General features: G+C 53.2%; 15 protein-coding genes. 4 read left to right on the forward strand and 11 right to left on the reverse strand.

Features of this window, described 5'->3' with window-relative positions:
• Nucleotides 1–15: 15 nt before the first annotated feature.
• From NNO02_RS08595 to NNO02_RS08640, 10 genes are all read right to left on the reverse strand, one after another.
• On the reverse strand, nt 16–1,140 hold the full coding sequence (locus NNO02_RS08595; protein WP_137381997.1) for an ABC transporter permease: 1,125 nt from the start codon (nt 1,138–1,140) through the stop codon (nt 16–18).
• The gene (rbbA, locus tag NNO02_RS08600) at nt 1,140–3,887 is read right to left on the reverse strand and encodes a ribosome-associated ATPase/putative transporter RbbA (protein ID WP_271454577.1); all 2,748 of its coding nucleotides are present in this window, start codon (nt 3,885–3,887) and stop codon (nt 1,140–1,142) included. The genes NNO02_RS08595 and rbbA overlap by 1 nt, the downstream gene beginning before the upstream one ends.
• Nucleotides 3,884–4,951: an HlyD family secretion protein gene (locus NNO02_RS08605; protein ID WP_271454578.1), complete on the reverse strand. Its 1,068-nt coding sequence runs from the start codon at nt 4,949–4,951 to the stop codon at nt 3,884–3,886. Before NNO02_RS08605 ends, rbbA begins: the two co-directional genes overlap by 4 nt.
• A gap of 362 nt (nt 4,952–5,313) precedes the next feature.
• The gene (locus NNO02_RS08610) at nt 5,314–6,480 is read right to left on the reverse strand and encodes an iron-containing alcohol dehydrogenase (protein WP_271454579.1); all 1,167 of its coding nucleotides are present in this window, start codon (nt 6,478–6,480) and stop codon (nt 5,314–5,316) included.
• A 33-nt stretch (nt 6,481–6,513) separates the two neighbouring features.
• Nucleotides 6,514–6,828 (reverse strand): putative quinol monooxygenase, encoded by a 315-nt coding sequence (locus NNO02_RS08615; RefSeq protein WP_271454580.1) that lies wholly within the window; start codon nt 6,826–6,828, stop codon nt 6,514–6,516.
• Nucleotides 6,829–6,846: 18 nt separating this feature from the next.
• On the reverse strand, nt 6,847–7,422 hold the full coding sequence (locus NNO02_RS08620; RefSeq protein WP_271448701.1) for a glycerol-3-phosphate responsive antiterminator: 576 nt from the start codon (nt 7,420–7,422) through the stop codon (nt 6,847–6,849).
• Nucleotides 7,422–8,978 (reverse strand): FAD-binding oxidoreductase, encoded by a 1,557-nt coding sequence (locus NNO02_RS08625; protein ID WP_271454581.1) that lies wholly within the window; start codon nt 8,976–8,978, stop codon nt 7,422–7,424. Before NNO02_RS08625 ends, NNO02_RS08620 begins: the two co-directional genes overlap by 1 nt.
• The gene (locus NNO02_RS08630; protein ID WP_271454582.1) at nt 8,975–10,654 is read right to left on the reverse strand and encodes a glycerol-3-phosphate dehydrogenase/oxidase; all 1,680 of its coding nucleotides are present in this window, start codon (nt 10,652–10,654) and stop codon (nt 8,975–8,977) included. Before NNO02_RS08630 ends, NNO02_RS08625 begins: the two co-directional genes overlap by 4 nt.
• Nucleotides 10,651–12,195 (reverse strand): FGGY family carbohydrate kinase, encoded by a 1,545-nt coding sequence (locus NNO02_RS08635; RefSeq protein ID WP_271454583.1) that lies wholly within the window; start codon nt 12,193–12,195, stop codon nt 10,651–10,653. The genes NNO02_RS08630 and NNO02_RS08635 overlap by 4 nt, the downstream gene beginning before the upstream one ends.
• A complete protein-coding gene (locus NNO02_RS08640) occupies nt 12,192–13,682 on the reverse strand; it encodes an MFS transporter (RefSeq protein WP_333908925.1) in 1,491 nt (496 codons plus the stop codon). Before NNO02_RS08640 ends, NNO02_RS08635 begins: the two co-directional genes overlap by 4 nt.
• Before the next feature lie 548 nt (nt 13,683–14,230).
• Here NNO02_RS08640 and NNO02_RS08645 point away from each other — a divergent pair.
• The 4 genes from NNO02_RS08645 (at nt 14,231) to NNO02_RS08660 (ending at nt 19,300) form a co-directional block, all read left to right on the forward strand.
• Nucleotides 14,231–15,520, forward strand: a complete 1,290-nt coding sequence (locus tag NNO02_RS08645) for an MFS transporter (protein WP_048213619.1) — start codon at nt 14,231–14,233, stop codon at nt 15,518–15,520.
• Nucleotides 15,492–16,517, forward strand: a complete 1,026-nt coding sequence (locus NNO02_RS08650) for a zinc-binding dehydrogenase (RefSeq protein WP_271454585.1) — start codon at nt 15,492–15,494, stop codon at nt 16,515–16,517. Before NNO02_RS08645 ends, NNO02_RS08650 begins: the two co-directional genes overlap by 29 nt.
• Before the next feature lie 20 nt (nt 16,518–16,537).
• Nucleotides 16,538–17,722: a mannonate dehydratase gene (gene uxuA, locus NNO02_RS08655; RefSeq protein ID WP_271441289.1), complete on the forward strand. Its 1,185-nt coding sequence runs from the start codon at nt 16,538–16,540 to the stop codon at nt 17,720–17,722.
• A gap of 105 nt (nt 17,723–17,827) precedes the next feature.
• Nucleotides 17,828–19,300, forward strand: a complete 1,473-nt coding sequence (locus tag NNO02_RS08660) for a fructuronate reductase (protein ID WP_271454586.1) — start codon at nt 17,828–17,830, stop codon at nt 19,298–19,300.
• Nucleotides 19,301–19,310: 10 nt separating this feature from the next.
• Here the strand turns inward: NNO02_RS08660 and NNO02_RS08665 are convergent, their stop codons facing one another.
• Complete coding sequence (locus tag NNO02_RS08665) at nt 19,311–19,982, reverse strand: FadR/GntR family transcriptional regulator (protein ID WP_271441287.1); 672 nt, start codon at nt 19,980–19,982, stop codon at nt 19,311–19,313.
• Nucleotides 19,983–20,078: the final 96 nt, after the last annotated feature.

The raw sequence follows: 20,078 nt of genomic DNA on the forward strand, positions 1-20,078 counted from the left end.
CCCCGGCAATGATGATTACGCCATCGTGCCAATCGTCTTGCGAAAGCGTAACAACGCTATCAGGAAAAACGCGCTGCCAATCGCCAGTAGCGTCAGGAACTGCGGCCAGACGATGCTGAACCCAGCCCCACGATAAAGAATCGCCTGCGCCAGGCTGACAAAGTGGGTGGTCGGCATGGTTAGCATGATGTCCTGCACGGCCTGCGGCATACTTTCACGCGGCGTAGAGCCCCCTGAGAGCATCTGTAACGGCAACAGCACCAGAATCATCAGCAATCCCAGTTGCGGCATCGATCGTGCCAGCGTCCCCATAAAAATACCGATCGAGGTAGTGGCAAACAGGCTCAGCGCCACACCCAGCATAAATAGCGGTATCGAGCCTTCAATCGGCACGCCGAGTACCCCTTTCACCATCAACATCAGCGACAACCCGGAAACGACCAACACCACCAGCCCCATCGACCAGATTTTTGCCATCATGATTTCAAACGGTGTCACCGGCATCACCAGCAGGTGCTCTATCGTCCCGTGCTCACGTTCGCGGATCAGCGCCGACCCGGTGAGCACAATCGCCAGCATGGTAATGTTGTTGATGATCGCCATCACCGCGCCAAAACGGGCAGGTTCCAGATTAGGGTTAAAGCGCATGCGCATTTCCAGCGCCACCGGCGGTTCAGTATTGTCACGGTAACGCGCCACAAAGCTGTTCACTTCGCCACTGATGATATTCTGGATATAGCTGTTACCAGTAAACGCCTGGCTCATTCGCGTGGCATCCACGTTAACCTGAATATCCGGCTGTCGTCCTGCCAGCACATCGCGCTGAAAATCAGGCGGAATATTCACAGCAAAGGTATAGCGTCCGGCATCCAGCCCGGCATCCATTTCATCGGCAGTGATCATCTCCGGCGGTAAAAACCACGGGCGATAAAAGCTGTTCACAATGCGGTTCGACAGCTGCGACTGGTCCATATCGGCGATAGCAATCGGCGCAAGATGCAGCGACCCAGGCAGCACCGTCGCAGAAGAGTAAACCGATACCGTGAAGGCGAAGACAATCAGCGTCAGCATCGCTTTGTCGCCCAGCAGGCTGCGCAACTCTTTGATACCAAGATTATAAATATTGCGTAATCGGCGCATCACCCCTCCTGTTTTTTCAGCAGTAACACGCTCAGACCGATCACCACCGGAATGGCGATTGCCAGCGGGATAAACAGCTGCCACAGATCCATCAGATCCAACGCTTTAGAGAAGGTTCCACGCGCGATGGTCAGAAAATGACTGGTCGGGTAAATTTCACCAATCCACCGGCCCGGCCCTTCCAGCGAAGCCACCGGGTCGATCATCCCGGAAAACTGCGTTGCCGGGATCAGCGTGATAATCGCGGTACCAAAAATGGCGGCGATCTGGCTTTTCATAAACGTGGAGATGAGCAGCCCCAGTCCGGTAGCAATGGTGACGTACAGCAGCGCGGCCAGCGTCAGGGTTAAAAAACTCCCCTTATGCGGCACACCGAACACAAACACCGACAACGCGCACAGCAGCAGAAAGTTAAGCATCCCCAGCACGATGTACGGCAACTGTTTGCCGAGTAAAAACTCACTGCGGGTCGTGGGGGTAACGTACAGATTGATAATCGATCCCAGCTCTTTTTCGCGCACCACGCTGAGTGCGCTGAGCATGGAAGGGATCATCATCAACAGCAGCGGGATCACTGCCGGAACAATCGCCGGCAGGCTCTTCACATCCGGGTTATAGCGATAACGCGTCTCAATGGTCATCAACCCGTTCTGACCACTGGCATTGGGCTGACGCGCCATCACATCCTGCAGCCAGGTCTGGTGCATGGCCTGTACGTAACCCCTTACCGTTTCGGCCCGGCTCGGCATCGCGCCATCAACCCAGACGCCAATCTTCACCGGCGTGCCACGCGCAATATCGCGGCCAAAGTTAGGTGGAATTTCTATCGCCACCGCCACTTCGCCCGCACGCATCCGTTTGTCCAGCTCGTCATAACTGCTGAGCGGCGGTTGCTCGATAAAATAGCGCGATCCCGCCAGATTCAGCGTCCACGCCTGGCTGCTGACGGTCTGGTCACGGTCGAGTACGGAGAAACGCAGATTTTCCACGTCCATGCTGATGCCGTAGCCCATGATCAGCATCAGAATCACCGTCCCCATCAGCGCCAGCGTTGAACGCACCGGGTCCCGCCGCAGCTCCAGCGCTTCACGCCGGCTGTAGCTGAACAAGCGCCGCAGGCTAAAGCCCTGGCGCGGCGGCTGACTGTTTTCATGCACGACCGGAACATTGGCTGGCGGTAACTGAGCTTCCGGTGCCGGGCCTGCGGCTTCCTGTAGCCAGGAAATAAACGCCTCTTCCAGGTTGGCTGCGCCGCGTTGTTTCACCAGCTCCTGCGGCGTACCGCTGGCGAGCACTTTTCCGGCGTGCATCAGCGACATCCGGTCGCAGCGCTCCGCTTCGTTCATAAAGTGGGTGGAGATAAAAATAGTGACTTTGTCCTGGCGCGACAGATCGACCATCAGTTGCCAGAACATATCTCTCGCCACCGGATCAACACCGGAAGTCGGTTCGTCGAGAATCAACATTTCCGGGCGATGAATCACCGCCACGGCCAGCGACAGGCGCTGACGAATCCCCAGCGGTAAGGCACCAGGCAGCACGTCTTCAACATCGGTCAGCGAAAAGCGTTCGCTCATCTCCTGCACCCGCCCAGGGATTTCCGCTTCGGGGATATGGAACAGCCGTGCATGAAGCTCAAGGTTTTGCCGCACGGTCAGTTCGCTGTAGAGCGAAAACGCCTGCGACATATAGCCCACCCGACGGCGGGTATCGATATTTTTCGGGTCAACTGCTTGCCCAAACAGCCACGCCTCACCTTCGCTTGCGGGCAGCAGTCCGGTGAGCATCTTCATGGTGGTGGATTTACCGCAGCCGTTGGAGCCGAGAAAGCCGAAGATCTCCCCGCGGGGAATGCGAAAGTTAACGTGGTCAACGGCGACGAACTTGCCGAAGCGCATGGTCAGATCTTTCGCCTCAATGGCGACCTCTTCCTGCTCGGCGTGATAAGGCGGGATCACGACCGGCTTGTGCGCCTGACGCTGCGCTTGCGGTAACAGCGCGATAAACGCCTGTTCCAGCGTGGCGCTGTTCGTTTTTTCGCGCAACTGCTGCGCGCTGCCGGTAGCTAATACCTCACCCGCGTTCATCGCCACCAGCCAGTCAAAGCGCTCGGCTTCTTCCATATAGGCGGTGGCAACCAGCACGCTCATATTGGTCTGACGCTGGCGAATGCTGTTAATCAGATCCCAGAACTGGGCGCGTGACAGCGGGTCTACCCCGGTGGTGGGTTCATCAAGAATGAGCAATTCCGGGTCGTGGATTAACGCACAGCACAGCCCCAACTTTTGTTTCATCCCGCCCGACAGTTTCCCGGCTGGGCGGTCGCGAAACGGCGCCAGCCCGGTGCTGTTCAGCAGTTCGGTAATACGCGCTTCACGCTCCGCTTTGTCATGGCCAAACAGCCGGGCAAAGAAGTCGACGTTCTCATACACCGACAGCGTGTGGTACAGGTTTTTACCCAGCCCTTGCGGCATCCAGGCAATACGCGGGCAGACATCACGACGATGCTTCGGATCGCGCATGTCGCCACCCAGCACCATCACGTTACCCTGTTCAATCACCCGCGCACCGGAAATAAGCGACAGCAGGCTCGATTTTCCGACGCCATCCGGGCCAATCAGGCCCACCATACAGCGGGCGGGGATATCCAGCGTGATATTGTTCAGCGCGACCGTTGTCCCGTAATGCTGACTCACGCCGTCAAGGTGCGCCACGGGAGGAACGGGAACCAGCGCCAGATGCGTCATTGCGGCAACCTCACCACCAGGGAGTCAGGCCAGGCGCGGCTTTCATCCAGACGCACCCAGGCCATGCCCGGCAGACCGGTTTTCACGTACTCCAGATGCTGTTGTAACAGCTCCGGTGGGATACGCGCTTTCACGCGGAACATCAGTTTCAGCCGCTCATCGCTGGTTTCGACCGTTTTCGGCGTGAACTGCGCGACGCTGGCGACAAAGCTGATGGTCGCCGGAATTCGCAGATCCGGCGCGGCATCCAGCACCAGTCGCGCTTCACCGCCAATCTTCAGCAGGCCAGCCTGTTCGGTTGGCAAGAAGAACGTCATGTAGACATCGCTGAGATCGACCATATTCAGCACGCGCCCGCCAGCGGACAGCACTTCGCCCGGTTCAGCCACGCGGTACTGCACGCGACCATCGCGCGGGGCTTTCAGCTCGCTGTCATCGATATCTGCCGCAATGCGTCGTTCGGTGGCCTGTGCAGCCTCGACCCGGGTTTGCGCCTGGATGATACTGGTGCGGGCGGCTTCAATCGCCGCTTTCGCGGCAGAGACCTGCGCCTTTGCCGATTCCAGCGCAGCACGCGCACTTTCAGCGGCGGCGCGGTCGTCATCCAGTTGCTGCTCAGACACCGCACCACGCTGGGACAGTGAACGGGAGCGCACGTGACGTTTAGAGACCGACTGCAGCTCTGCTTCACGCTGTTTGACTACCGACTGCGCAGCGCGCATTTCACTTTGCCGTTGTTCCAGCAGCGCCCGTGCCGCCGCCACCGCACTTTCCGCTTCTTTGATTTGCGCGACCGCTTCCAGTCGCTGCTCGTGCAGCACGCGGGTATCCATTTTCGCCAGCACCTCGCCCTGGCGGACAAACTGCCCTTCCGACACGAGGATCGTATCAATACGTCCGGCAATTTTGGTGGCGATATCCACTTCAGTGGCTTCTATTCTGCCATTGGTGGCTGCAAACCCTTCAGGTATCCCCGCAGGACGTAGCATCCACCATGCTATCGCGGCCACTACCACCAGGATGCCCGCCCCCCACCACACCAAATGACGCTTAAACTTATCCATATTCGACCCGCCGTAATCCCTGTTATCAAACGATGCGTGTCACAAAACCCACTGAACCGCTATTCAGTGAGAGATTCCATCCGGGATGAGAAGGAATGAAAAACGATGGCCAAGGAGCGGACAGGCGCTAAGGCAACGCTTACCGCGAAGGAAGTGAATGACGAAAATGCTGTGAAATCGGGTAGTAATGTTGTCATCATCAGCGTTCCTGGCCGGAAATGAAACACGCATACTCATAACTGCTATCTATTGAATACTAACACCTGGATTCGATATGTCTATTCGGTTGTTCTCGCGATGTCATCGGCCAAAACAGTGTCCGGCAATCCGCTCGCCGGACACGCTTCTGGCGAGTGTTCTGTTTAAAACGCGTGTTGGTATAGCCGCAACGCATCGTCTGCAGTGAGCGGAACAGGGTTGTTATCCAGAAGACGGGTCTGCTGCATGGCATCCTGAGCCAATATCGCCAGCGTTTCAGCAGGGATATCGACATCGCGCAGCCTTTTCGGTGCACCAGATTCAGCAATAATGCGTACCATCGCAGCAATAAATACCGCGGCATCTTTCTCCGTATCCCCCGACACCTCCTCGCCAATGACAGCAGCCAACTCGGCATAGTACGGCGCAGCGACTGGCGCATTAAACTGCAGCACCGGAATCAGCATCAGCGCATTCGACAAACCATGTGGAATATGATGGCGAGCCCCTAATGGATATGCCAACGCATGCACCGCCCCCACGGGAGAGTTGGCGAAAGCCTGACCTGCCAGCATTGCCCCCAACAACACACTCTCTCTGGCTTCCCGATTGTGGCCATCACGGCAGGCCGTCACCAGATGGCGGCTAATTAAGCGTAATGCTTCCCGTGCCAGCGCATCCGAAATCGGGTTCTTCTTATGTTTACCGGTATAAGCCTCAATGGCATGAACCATCGCGTCGATGCCAGCCGCCGCCGTATGAACCGGAGGAAGTCCAAGCGTCAATTGCGCATCCAGCAGCACCAGGTCGCCATATAGCTGTGGTGCGACAATCCCCATTTTGCTGTCATCATTGGTCGTCAAAATCGAAATATTAGTGACTTCTGATCCCGTCCCTGCCGTGGTAGGGATGTTAATCAACGGCAGACGCTGCCCAGACACTTTGCCAATACCGTAAAGCGCCTGCAGATCTTGCTCTGAGTGGATTAACACGGCCACCAGCTTCGCGACATCCAGCGAGGAGCCGCCGCCCAGACCAATAACCATGTCGCAATGGCCATCGCGAGCAACCTGTAAGGCTTCCCGGACAAGACGTTCCTGCGGATCGGGTTGGACCCGATCATAGACCGTCACCTGAAACCCAGCCGCTTGCAGGCTATGCAAAACAGGCGGCAGAATCCCGGCTTTGACCAGTCCGGGGTCGGTCACCAACAACACGCGACGCGCGCTAAATCGCGGCTGAATAATCTCCCCTGCTCGTGATGCTCCCGCCCACTCGACGATAATTTCCGGTACAGTTGAAAACGTAAAATCCTTCATGACAGTGTTCATTGATGTACTCCTGGTAGTAAAAATGACCAGCTTTTAACTACGCGGTGCATCGGCATGAGTGAGAAAGCTTTTCACCTCTTTACGCTCAAGCAACGGGTTAATAATCCCAACGCCAATACGTTGAAAATGCTCCGTTTGTCGGTGAATTTCGAGACCTTGTGCGCAACGATAAGTCTCAATAATCACAAAGCGATCGCCGTCTTCCGTGGAACGGAAAAACTCATAGGTGATGTTTTCAGGCTCCTGACGCGAGGCATCCGCAAGCAGTCTGAGCGCATCATTGACCTTGTCCCCCATTCCCTGACGAGAAAAATAATTTGCAATAACAAAAAGTTGTGAATTCTCCATAGTCGGGCTCCCGGTGTTCTAACGGTGAAGGTCTATATCCCATAACGCGCTATCACTGCTCGAAACAGCTATCGCGCCGTGTAACAGCGCCGTTTGAGCATGTTCCTCGTTACAGACGAAGCCTGATGCCACTATCGGCGGCAACACATTACGGTCAGCCTGTGAGAGTAGCGGCAACATCTGCGCAGGCATCAGTTGCACGTAATCGGGTTCGCTTTGTTCTACGGCTTTCAGGCTACGTAACCAGGTGGAACGGTCGGTGACAAAGATTTTCTGCATCGTCACCAGTCCACACTTTTTCGCACGCTGCACGGTTTGTAAACGCGTCGAAAGCAACCCCATCGCTCCCGTTTCGGCCACATAATCAATGCCGCCCTTATCCTGGGACAGCCCATTGCAGCTGTCGATATTCACGATGACGTACTTCCCCGCCTTCGACAGCAGTTCGATCACCGGATGGAGCTTAATCAGGTCAATATTGGCAATAATGCAGACTTCTGCCTTGCTGGACAGCGCGGTTTTCAATTGCTCAATACCGTAAATCGCCATGATGACGGGCTGGCGTGCCAGGAGCACGCCAAGATTTTTGATCATTATTGACCTGCCTGATGTGAAGGAAGATCGACGCTTAACCCCAGTTTGCCAGGGTTAAGGATGTTTTTCGGATCCAGCGCGTATTTGATATCCGCCAGAACGGAAAGCGATTCGCCTAAAGAAGCCTGCATATAAGGCGAACGCAGGAGACCAACACCATGATGGTGGCTAAGGGAGGTGTTGTGCTTAATTAGCACCGCATTTGCTGCATCCCATGCTGCACGGTACCAGGCCGCACGTTGCTCAATCGCCACATCACCGCGCAATGAGAAATAGAGGCATGCGCCGTCAATGTAGGCGTGAGACTGATGCGCTGACCCCGCCAGCGTGCCGGGTACGGCGTTAATCGCAGACACCACATCATCATACACGTCGCTCAGATCGCGCCAACGTCCCACCATTTCCAGTGTATCTGCCACCAGACCCGGGCTCTTTTTAAAGCCTTCAGCACTTTTTCCGGTCAGATATCGGGTGTCCAGCCAGCGTTCAAAAATAGCCTCGCCGTCGAGTTGTTGTCCGCTGCGTTGGCACACACGTTCGCTGATAGCCAGCACCGCATCGACAATCTCAGGCTCCCCCTCATCCGCAATCAACAGGACATTGGTCTCTGGCAGACCAAACTGCACGCCACTTTCCAGGTTATCGTACAGGCGCAACGCTGCGGGGTTCGCGCCATGCTGTAAAATTTCACGGCATGCCTCCAGTCCACTGGCGAAACTGGAAAAACCCCAGGCGATGGCACGGCCATAGTCAGGTAATCGATGCAGTTTCAGACGCACACGGACAATCACACCCAATGTGCCTTCAGAACCAATAAACATCTGCTGTAGATCAGGCCCCGTTGCGCTACGCGCATAGCCACCTACGGTAATTAAGCGGCCATCGGCAAGGACGACATCCATCCCATAAACCATATCTTCAATTTTGCCGTAGCGGGTCGACAGCTGTCCCGCGCCACGACAGGCCACCCAACCGCCCACGGTACTGATACCAAACGATGACGGCCAGTGGCCCATCGTCATGCCGTACTCTTTTTGGATAGTTTGTTCAAAAATGTCGCCGAACATGCCGGCTTCAACGTCAACAATCTGGCTTTGTGGATCGAAGTCGATAAGTTTGTTGAGTTCGCAAACGTCCAGCACAATGCCCCCCCGCAACGGCAATGCGGCACCAGTGACGTTACTGCGCCCAGCGGAAACCGTAACCGGGATTGCCAATGCATTCGCCAGACGCATCACATCCTGAATTTGTTCTACCGTAGAGACACGTACAATCGCCCCTTTTGACGTGGCCGGTGCGCTCTGGGTTTCCGCAATCATCGATCCGGCCCACCAGTCGCGGGTCCAGGAAATCACGTCGGCCTCAGACGTCAGCACTTCATCTGCAATGACCCGCAGCCGATCAAACGTTGCCTCGCTCATCGCCACCGGATCAATCTGCATCCCTTTCGCGCCACCACTGCTTTTGATATCCGTCGCCCATGCCGGGCGTGTGTGTGCACCTACCGTATAATTTCCACGGTTGTAACCGCGTTTAATCGCTTCTTTACTGATCATTCGGATGTCCCCATAAGTGTTGATTTTTCATGTTTAATTGCCGCCCGATAGCTGGCTACCTGCCGGGCCACCTGTTCAGGCTGAAGCTTGAGCTCTTGTTGCAGAATTGCCCCCACGCGTTCCGCAGCATTCGCTGACGCATCACGAGCCATCAGACGGGCACGAATTCGGCGCGATAACACATCATCAATGGTACTGGCGAGTTCATGGCGCACGGCATACACCACCTCCGCTTCGGTATAGGGGAGACCTTCCACAATTGGCTTTGCCAGTAAGGGATTGGACTGGATAAGGTCACTGACAAAATGCGCTTCAGTCCCGTAGCGCTCCCCCAGGTGCGCAGACAAACCGCCCGATGCCAGAATCGCCTGCGGGTCATAGCCCGCCGCCCCCAGCAACCAGGCGGTTTTGGTTGAGCAGGCCTTTTTACGGCCGAGTATTTTGCTGGCGGCATCGATGGTCTCTTCTGCCATATGACGTGATGTCGTCAGTTTGCCGCCGACAATCGTAATCAGACCATCTGCCGCAACCGTGATTTCATGATTACGTTTCATCTCAACGGTCTTGCCTCCCGCCGTCCCCACAAGAGGGCGGCAACCGGCGATACTTCCCACCACGTCTTCCGGGCGGAGATCGGTTTTCAATGCCGAATTCGCACCTTCCAGCAGAAAGTCCAGTTCAGCGCGATTGCAGTGAACATCATTGAGATCGCCCTGATAATCTTCATCCGTGGTACCCAAATAGGAAACGTTGCCCCAACGGGTGATCGTCGCACGGCGACTGCGCCCGGCAACCGGGATCGTCACCGTACAATCATTGCGGATCTTCATCCACGGAATAGCAACATGTACCCCCTTGGCAGGACGGATATTCAGCGGCGATGCATCACCTTTTTTCAGTCCATTCCAGTCACGCAGCCAGACGCCCGTCGCCATGATGACAACCCGCGCATTGACCTGAATTTCTCTGCCATCGGCATAGACGATGGCCCCATTCACTTTGCCGTGCCGGTCGCGCGTGGTTTCGATGACTTCCGCGTGGTTGGTCACCACCGCGCCATGAAACGCCGCCGTGCGCACCAATGCCAACGTCAGTCGGGCATCGTCGACGCGGGCATCGAAATACATAAAACCACCGGATAGCTGTTCTTCTTTGAGCGTCGGGCAATGCGACAGCACTTCCGCAGGGGTCAATTTTTGGTGAAGGATGCCTTCCCGCCATCCTCCCGCAAGGTCGTAGGTCCAGAGCAGGCTTTCAAATGCAGCGGACATCCGCTTGTCGAATACGCCATTTTTATCGAGCACCGGGAATAAAAAGGGTAACCGTTGCACCAGATGACGGGCATTCCTCCGCATACGCTGGCGTTCGAGTAAAGAGTGGCGAACCAGTCCCAGATTTCCTTGTTCGATATAGCGCAGACCGCCGTGTACCATTTTCGATGACTTTGATGAAGTGCCTGAGGCAAAGTCACTTTTCTCAATCAGCGCCACCCGGTAGCCACGCAGGCTGGCATCCAACGCCGCGTAGGCTCCGGTTACGCCACCACCGACAATCAGCATGTCGTAGGTGTCGCTTTCCAGTCGATCCAGTTGTTCAGCACGCTGGAGACGTAATGGCTCTGCACCGTACATCTCACTACAGGTTTTGTTGGGCTTTCGCGAAGGGAAAAACTTCATGAGTAAGTGTGCTCCTGATTAGCTGAGGTGAGGCTGTCGGCGGCTTCCATTTCGAGTGCAATACGCATCGCCCAGCGGTTAATTTTTTGTTCGCGAAGGTCATGACTGATTTTTGGCTCGAATAGCCGCGCGGTTTTTAGCATGGCGCAGGCATCCGACAGCGAGTCCCACAGCAGCCCATCGGCACCGGCCAAAAACGCAACGCCACGTAAGCTTGCCCGCGCCGTTTCAGCCATTCGCCGCACGGGAATACCGCTAAGATCGGCCTGGATTTGCAATAACGTATCGCTATTTGATAACCCTCCCCCGACCACCAACTCTTTTGTGGGGATCCCGGTTGCCGCTTCATTTGCGCGAATACAGGCCGCGACCGAATGCGCAATCCCTTCCAGAATCGCGTAGGCCACCTGCGAGCGCGTGGTCGAGATTGAGATACCGTTCAGGGACGCACGGGCATGAGGCTGGAGATGGGGTACGCGTAGCCCCGTTAGCGCCGGAATAAAACTTACGCCACCCGCGTCGCTGGCCTGCGCGGCCAGCTCGCTGATGTGTTCAGGTGAGTCAAACCAATGCAGTTTTTCGCACACCCAGTTGAGCGCCGAACCGGTAGTGGGGACAAAGGTTTCGACAGAGAAATGCGAAAGCCCTTTTTGGCGGCGCGCCGTCATGGTGAGCGTACTTTCACAGCCCTTTTGCAATGTTGGTACCGTTGGCCCCATCATTAAATCAACAAAGCTGCCAGTGCCATGCATACAAAAAGCCTGCCCTCGCTCGGTACACCCCAGCCCAATCGCCCCTGCAAACTGATCCCCTGCACAGGCCAGGATTGGCACGCTAATCCCCAGAATATCTTCACGCGTGGTGCCGAAGTCATCGGCATCGTCATGTAATTCAGGCAACAATGACGCCGGGAAGCCCAGGGTCTGTAGCCATGGCAAATGATAGTGATGCTCTTTGAGGCAATACGCGCCAGCAGAGGTGGCATTTGTCGGTGTGGTGACACTTTTTTTCTCCTGCGCCAAATGCCAAAGCAACCAGCTATCAACGGTACCAAAGACCAGTGTTCCAGCCTGATACGCCTTCGCCACCGCAGGCGTATTGGCAAGATGGTGCGACGCCCAAAGATAAGGAGAGCGTATCCCAACCGGTCGCCCAATCAGCGGCAGCAGTTTTGCATCCCATTCAGGGGCTAGCTGGGCCAGTTCATCGGTGAAACGCGCATCCTGCCAGACCATCGCCGGAGTTAATGCCTTGCCCGTTTGCGCATCCCACAGCACTGCCGTTGAGCGTTGGGTCGCAATCGCCAGCGCCACAATGCGCATCTTGTTGCATTGCGCGTTAGCTATCGCTTTGCGACAAACCTCAATAGTGGCCTGCAAGACTTCGTCAGCATCTTGTTCCACCACACCATGACGCAGACTACTGACCTGAAGCGGTTGGTATTCCAGGCAGTGAACCTGGCTATTTTGTGCAACAACTGCCGCACGGGTCCCCGATGTACCTTCATCGATAGCCAGAATGACATCTTCGTATCCACTCATTTCGTACTCCTGTTTGATTCTGGGGCCATCGACTCTGGATAAGGTGAAGGGGGTGATTCGAACTGCGGTGCACCTGGCTCGTTATCCGGCTGAATAGTGGTGCGAGTGGGGTCCCACGGAATAACAAAACAGATAATGCTCGCAAACAGCGGCACGGCAGACATGATCAGGAAGGTCGTTTGCAGGCCATACAAATCACGGAAGACCGGGAAAATAAACAGCCCAAGCGCCGCACCTATTGCTCCGAGCGCACCGACCACGCCGTTCGCACCAGCCCGCAGTTCACTGCGAAAAGAGAGTGACGACAGGCTTTTCCCGTTTGCACCAGGTCCGCCAGAGTGGCAAAGAATAAACAGTGCAGGGACCAACAAAGAGGCCCAAAGTGGCATAGTGTCACTGAACAGACCCAGCGTGAGTAGCACGAGGAAGGCCACGGCAAAGCCGATCGCCGAGGAGCGGCGCAACCCCAGACGGCGGCCAATGGCGGGAGATAAGAAACCGCCAACGATACCGAAAACGTTAAAAAATAGTGAACACAAGGTTGCGTAAACAAAGTTTTTACCAAACATCGCAGCACTAATAACCGGCAAATACCAGCCCACACCAAAATATTGGATCGACTGACAGATTTGAACGGTCGAAGCCAGAATCGTACGTGGTAAATAGACGCCACGAAATATTAACAGCACATTTTTTGCACCTTTTTCAGCCTGCCCAATAACGGGTTTCTGTTCTGCTTTCGGCGCCAGAATAAATTGGTCACCGTATATTTTATTCATGGCAACGATAGCTTCAGGTAATCGGGATTTCCTTGCCAGCCAAACCGGGCTTTCCACTAAATAGCGGAACTGGAAAAATAGAACGATGAGTCCACATAACGCCGTTACAGCAATAGAATAACGCCAGATGGCATCACCTACGTCCCATGAGTAAAACATCAGCGCTAATACCAAATTTAAACAAACGGCAACATACCAGACACCCTGCCAGGTATTTAGACGGCTTTTGAGTTTCACAGGCGTGAACTCTGCCAGCATGGCCATTGCCACAGCAAAGTCCATCCCGTAAGAGACACCAACAAAGAAGCGACCTACGATAATCGTGCTAAAACTGGAAGATGACATCACCAACAAAGCACCAATCACCGCCATTATTTTGGCAATAATCAGCGGTGGCACACGACCCCAGCGATCGGCTATCCAGCCACCAATCGGGTTAAATAATATGGCGACCCAGGATGAAAATGAGGTGAGTAGTGCAACTTCGGTCGCAGTAAGATTTAAATTGCGGGTCATTGGGTTTAATCCAGCACTGAGGGCTGAATTTGAAAAAGCATCAAGAAAAAGACCGCCTAGTGCCAACCACCAAATAACACCAGCTCTGCCACTGATTTTTCCCCTGGCATCGATGCAATTAATAACATCATCTACACCACGGATTTTTATCGGATTTGAGAATGAACATGCGGACATGGCTTTCCCCTTCATAATATTCGGAAGAAGGTCGCCATTAGCTAAAAAAATGCAATAAGAGACCATCTTAATTTCACAGATAGTCTCTTATCTAAAATCTGTATTTTTCCACTCTAGAAGGTAACCCAAAGCGTGTCAAAGCGACTTTTAGTCCCATCGTTGATTCTGTGACATGTAGCTCAAATGTTAATGAAACATTACAAAAAGAGATCGTTATGAACCCTTTTTCCGTTCTCAGCGGGTGGGATACCACTGTGACTGTACCTGGCCGCTGCGCTGGTTGACTGATTTGCGCTGAACGTTCGCCGTTCTCCCTGTACGACGCTATTGCAATATCCACCCAAAATAGGTGTTGAATACGGAGCTCGTTTTTATCCTAAATTTCACCGCTAACATTAAAAACCTTAAAATTCATAAAGATATGCAAACACGCATTTGATCGTGATTATTTAACGCGCTAATTTTTCGTTATGTTGATCACATTCGTATCAAAAGAATGGTGATCTTAAAATAGGTTTTAAATATTGTGGTCAGGCCGCTAGACCACAATAAGAGGATATATCATGAAAAGAAAAACAATGGGATGGCTTATCGTTTTTCTTCTTTTTATAGTTTACATGCTTAACTATATGGATCGTTCAGCATTGTCGATCACCGCTCCACTCATCGAAAAGGAATTAGGATTCAATGCTGCTGAGATGGGTATGATATTCAGCGCATTCTTTGTTGGTTATGCACTATTTAACTTTATCGGTGGCTGGGCCAGTGACCGATTTGGCCCCAAAACAGTATTTCTGGTCGCCGCATTACTCTGGTCAGTATTTTGTGGGATGACCAGTCTGGTTACTGGCTTATGGACTATGCTGGCTGTTCGCGTATTATTCGGCATGGCTGAAGGACCGGTCAGTGCTGCTGGTAATAAAATTATCAACAACTGGATTTCGCGTAAAGAATCGGCCACTGCCATCGGTATTTTCAGCGCAGGTTCGCCGTTGGGCGGCGCAATTTCCGGTCCGGTGGTTGGTCTGCTGGCTCTTTCATTAGGCTGGCGTCCGGCATTCGGTATTATTTTCCTGTTTGGTTTAGCCTGGGTATTACTTTGGTATTTCATTGCCAGTGATAAACCCTCAAAAAGTAAACACCTCGCCCCGGAAGAACGTGTCGATTTTGAAAACCATGATGACATCATTTTAGCGGATGACGGTAAAGCGATGCCTTCTCTCGGCTACTACATGAAGCAGCCGATGGTGTGGGCAACGACGCTGGCCTTCTTCAGCTATAACTACATACTCTTTTTCTTCCTGACCTGGTTCCCAAGCTATCTGAACCACTCGCTACACCTTGATATTAAAGAAATCAGTATTGCAACGGTGATCCCCTGGGTAATTGGTGCAATCGGCATGGTATTGGGTGGCGTATGCTCTGACTTTATCTATCGGGTGACGGGCAACGCCCTGCTTTCTCGCCGTCTCATTCTCGGTGTTTGCCTGGCTGGAGCGGCAATCTGTGTGGCGGTTTCTGGAACGGTTACCACTATCGGCAGTGCCGTTGGATTGATGTCAGTCTCGTTATTCCTGCTGTATTTGACTGGACCTATTTATTGGGCAGTTATTCAGGATGTCGTGCACAAAGATAAAGTGGGTAGCGTCGGTGGCGCCATGCATGGGCTGGCAAATATATCCGGAATTATTGGCCCTCTGGTCACCGGATTTATTGTTCAGTTCAGCGGTAAATATGATTACGCATTCTATCTGGCTGGTGCTATTGCGATTGTTTCCAGCTGTCTGGTATTCGTATTTGTCAAAAATAAAGGATTAAAAACAAATGAAAGTCAAAGCTGTCTACATCAATAAACCTGGTGAAATTGAAACCCGTTGGGTTGATTACCCAGAAAAGAAAGATAATGAAGTATTAATAAAAGTTGATGCTGCTGGAATATGTGGATCTGATATAGGTGCATTTCGCGGTACTAACCCCCTGGTGACCTATCCACGTATTATTGGACATGAAGTCACGGGTATTGTTATTAAACAAGGCAATGGCATGCCAGCAAATATTAAGGAAGGTGACCGCGTTATTGTTGATCCTTATATTTATTGTGGTCATTGCTACCCCTGTTCAGTGGGGAGAACAAATTGCTGTGAAAACCTGAAGGTCATTGGCGTACATATTGATGGTGCAATGCAGGAGGTGGTTGCTCACCCCGCGCATTTGATTCACAAAATCCCGGATGACGTCGCCACTGAGATGGCTCCGTTGGCTGAACCATTGACTATCGCACTGCATGCGTTACATCGCGCCAAACTGACGGCCGGAGAGCATATCGCCATTATTGGAGCCGGTGCGATTGGTCTGATGGCTGCATTGAGCGCATTGCGCTACGGTGCGACGCCAATTCTGATCGATATCGTGGACGAACGACTTCAGTACGCAAAATCGCTGGGCGTGCCTTACGTCATCAATCCGTCGAACACCCAAGTTGTTGAGGCGATAAAAGATATCACGCAAGGGACGATGGCACAGGTTGTCGTCGAAGCATCTGGTGCCAACAGTGCAATTCGCGAAACGCTGGATCTTGCTTCGTTTGCGGGTCGTATTGCTTTCACCGGCTGGCCAAAACAGGAGACATCGTTACCCACTAACCTGATCACGTTTAAAGAGTTGGATCTGCGCGGATCACGTACCAGTGCTGGCGAATTCGAAGAAGCGTTACAGATGCTGGCTACGCTGAACATTAATCCTGCGGATGTCGTCAGCAAGGTGGTGAATATTGATGATGTGCCTGACGCCGTGAAGGAACTCGATCAATATCCGGAACGCTATCTGAAGATCAATGCGACCTTTCATTAATTTTTCCAGGAGATAAAGCGATGGAACAAACCTGGCGTTGGTATGGCCCGAACGATCCCGTGTCGTTGTCCGATGTTCGTCAAGCCGGTGCAACGGGTGTGGTAACTGCGCTGCACCATATTCCAAACGGTGAAGTCTGGTCCGTAGAAGAAATTCTCAAACGCAAAGCGATCGTGGAAAAAGCGGGTCTGGTCTGGTCGGTCGTGGAAAGCGTGCCGATCCATGAAGACATCAAGACCCACACGGGCCAGTACGATCTATGGATCAAGAATTACCAGCAGACGCTGCGCAATCTCGCCCACTGCGGCATCTTTACCGTGTGCTACAACTTCATGCCGGTTCTGGACTGGACCCGTACCGACCTGGAGTATGTGCTACCCGATGGTTCAAAGGCTCTGCGTTTTGACCAGATTGAGTTTGCCGCCTTTGAACTGCATATCCTCAAGCGTCCCGGTGCGGAAGCGGACTACAGCGCGGAGGAAATTGCACAGGCTCACCAGCGTTTTGCGGATATGAGCGAAGAGGACAAAGCCCGGCTGACGCGAAATATCATTGCCGGTCTGCCAGGTGCCGAGGAAGGCTATACGCTGGACCAATTCCGTAGCCACCTTGCAACCTATAAAGATATCGACAAAGCGGCCTTACGGGAAAATTTTGCCTGGTTCCTGAAAGCCATTATCCCGGTAGCGGAAGAAGTAGGTGTACGTATGGCGGTTCATCCGGACGATCCGCCGCGCCCAATTCTTGGCCTGCCGCGCATCGTTTCTACTGTAGAAGATATGCAGTGGATGGTGGATACCGTAAACAGTACTGCCAACGGTTTTACGATGTGTACAGGATCTTACGGCGTACGCGCAGACAACGATCTGGTTGATATGATCAAACAGTTCGGCCCGCGGATTTACTTTACGCACCTGCGTTCCACACAACGCGAAGATAATCCCAAAACCTTTCATGAGGCGGCGCATCTTTCCGGGGATGTCGATATGTACAGCGTCGTGAAAGCGATAGTCGAAGAAGAACAGCGACGTAAAGCGGAAGGCAACGCCTCACTTATCCCCATGCGACCAGACCATGGTCATCAAATGCTTGATGATCTGAAAAAGAAAACCAACCCAGGGTATTCCGCTATTGGTCGCCTTAAAGGCCTGGCTGAAGTACGCGGCGTTGAACTGGCTATCCAACGCGCCTTCTTCAATCAGTAACCACATTGCCGCATGGTATCCCCGCCATGCGGTTTTTCACTTTCAGTCAGGACCGGTCTTTGATAGCGCATTATCAAAGAAGATCATCAATGACAGGAGTTTGTCATGGACAAGAATCTCGCCACCGCCCAGATTTCCACCCCACGCCCACGCTGGGATCGTTCACGCCTTGTTTCGCGCATCGTACATCTTGGTTGCGGTGCTTTTCACCGCGCTCATCAGGCGCTCTATACACATCATTTGCTGGAAAGCAGTGACAGCGACTGGGGTATCTGTGAGGTCAACCTGATGCCCGGAAACGATGCCACACTGATTCAAAACCTGAAGGCGCAGGATCTGCTATACACCGTTGCCGAGCGCGGAGCACAAACGACAGAGCTTAAAATCATTGGCTCGATGAAAGAAGCGCTGCATCCTGAATTTGACGGTTGTGAAGCCATTATCCACGCAATTGCCCGTCCAGAAACGGCCATCGTTTCGCTGACCATCACCGAAAAAGGATATTGCACGGATGCCGCCAGCGGCGAGCTGGATCTGAATCATCCGTTTATCCAGCACGACATTGCTCACCCACAGTCCCCCAAATCAGCAATGGGTTATATCGTCGAAGCCCTCGCTCTTCGCCGTCAGCAGGGATTGAAAGCTTTTACTGTGCTGTCCTGCGACAACGTTCGAGAAAATGGTCACGTCGCAAAAACCGCTGTCCTGGGTTTAGCCGCCGAGCGCGATCCGCAGTTGGCTGAGTGGATTGCCGAACAGGCAACGTTCCCATGCACAATGGTCGACCGCATCGTTCCGGCAGCAACAGAAGAGACGTTAGCGCAAATCGCTGAACAGCTTGGGGTAGATGATCCCTGTGCCATTGCCTGTGAGCCGTTCCGTCAGTGGGTGATTGAAGATAACTTTGTCAATGGACGCCCTGACTGGGATCGCGTGGGCGCACAGTTTGTAGCAGATGTGGTGCCATTTGAGATGATGAAGTTACGCATGCTCAACGGCAGCCACTCTTTCCTGGCCTATCTTGGTTATCTGGGCGGTTACGAAACGATTGCCGATACGATGACCAACCCGGCGTATCGCAACGCTGCGCTGGCTTTGATGCTCAATGAACAAGCACCGACGCTGTCGATGCCGGAAGGAACAGACCTTGCGGCTTATGCTGAGCTGTTGATCGCGCGCTTTACTAATCCATCACTGAAGCACCGAACCTGGCAAATTGCGATGGATGGCAGCCAAAAATTACCGCAACGCTTGCTGGACCCCATTCGACTCCATCTGAAAAAAGGCGAAGACGCTCGCCATCTGACGTTGGGAGTCGCCGGTTGGATGCGCTACATCAGCGGTGTGGATGAACAAGGTCATCCGATTGAGGTGATAGATCCGCTGTCAGCACAGTATCAGGCTATTTATCAACAGTATCCATCAATAGAAGAACGTGTCCGGGCGCTGTTAGCCATTGACACTATCTTTGGGAGAGACCTTTGCGATAACGCAGACTTTATCGAACGCGTAACCGCTGCCTGTCAGCAATTGCACAGCGTAGGCGCACGTGCAGCGGTAGCCGCTCTAAGCCAATAGCGTGGTGTTATTAAAGACCCACAATCTGTCTGACATAGGCCAGATGTTCCAGCGATTTTTGGTAAGCACCGTCAGCATCAGCCTGGCGGATCGCATCCACAATCGCTTTATGCTGTGTATTCATGCTGGTTAATACATCCCGATTGCCGGAACGTTTGTCCAGCCCGGCATACGGGATATTAACGCGCTGTTCCCACAGCATTCGCGACATATCAAGCAGTACGCGGTTCTGGCTGGCTTCTGATACTGTCAGATGGAATTGCTTATCGAGGGAATAAAAACCATGCACATTGTTTTCGCTAATGGCCTTTTCCATGCTGAGATGCAGTGCTTCAAGCTGGCTAATGAGATCATCTTTCCCGGCCTGAGCAGCAAGACGCGCGCAATGGCTGTCGACCAACTCACGTGAATAGAGAATTTCTTCAATCGAATAATCACTGGTGGAATGCTTTTTATCCGCAACAATCACACCATTACCTGACTGGATGGTGATCCATCCGGAAATCTCCAGCACAATCAGCGCTTCTCTGAGCGATGCGCGACTTACACCAAGTTGCTTCGCCAGCTCACGTTCGGGTGGTAAGAAGCTTCCCGGCGGAAAAATACTATCATTGATGAGCTTAATGATGAGATTGGCTATCTTTTGATAGAGCCGCTCCTGTTTTACCTCAGGAATAACCATGTGTCTCCCGTTCTCTTATCTGTGCGATTTTTAACTGATTTATCATATCATTCCTGGAGTTAAGAAACGCACGTCAGAGTCAGTTCATGTATCACA

Origin of the sequence: Citrobacter sp. Awk 2, from assembly GCF_028069815.1 — a bacterium.
Classification (GTDB): Bacteria; Pseudomonadota; Gammaproteobacteria; order Enterobacterales; family Enterobacteriaceae; genus Citrobacter.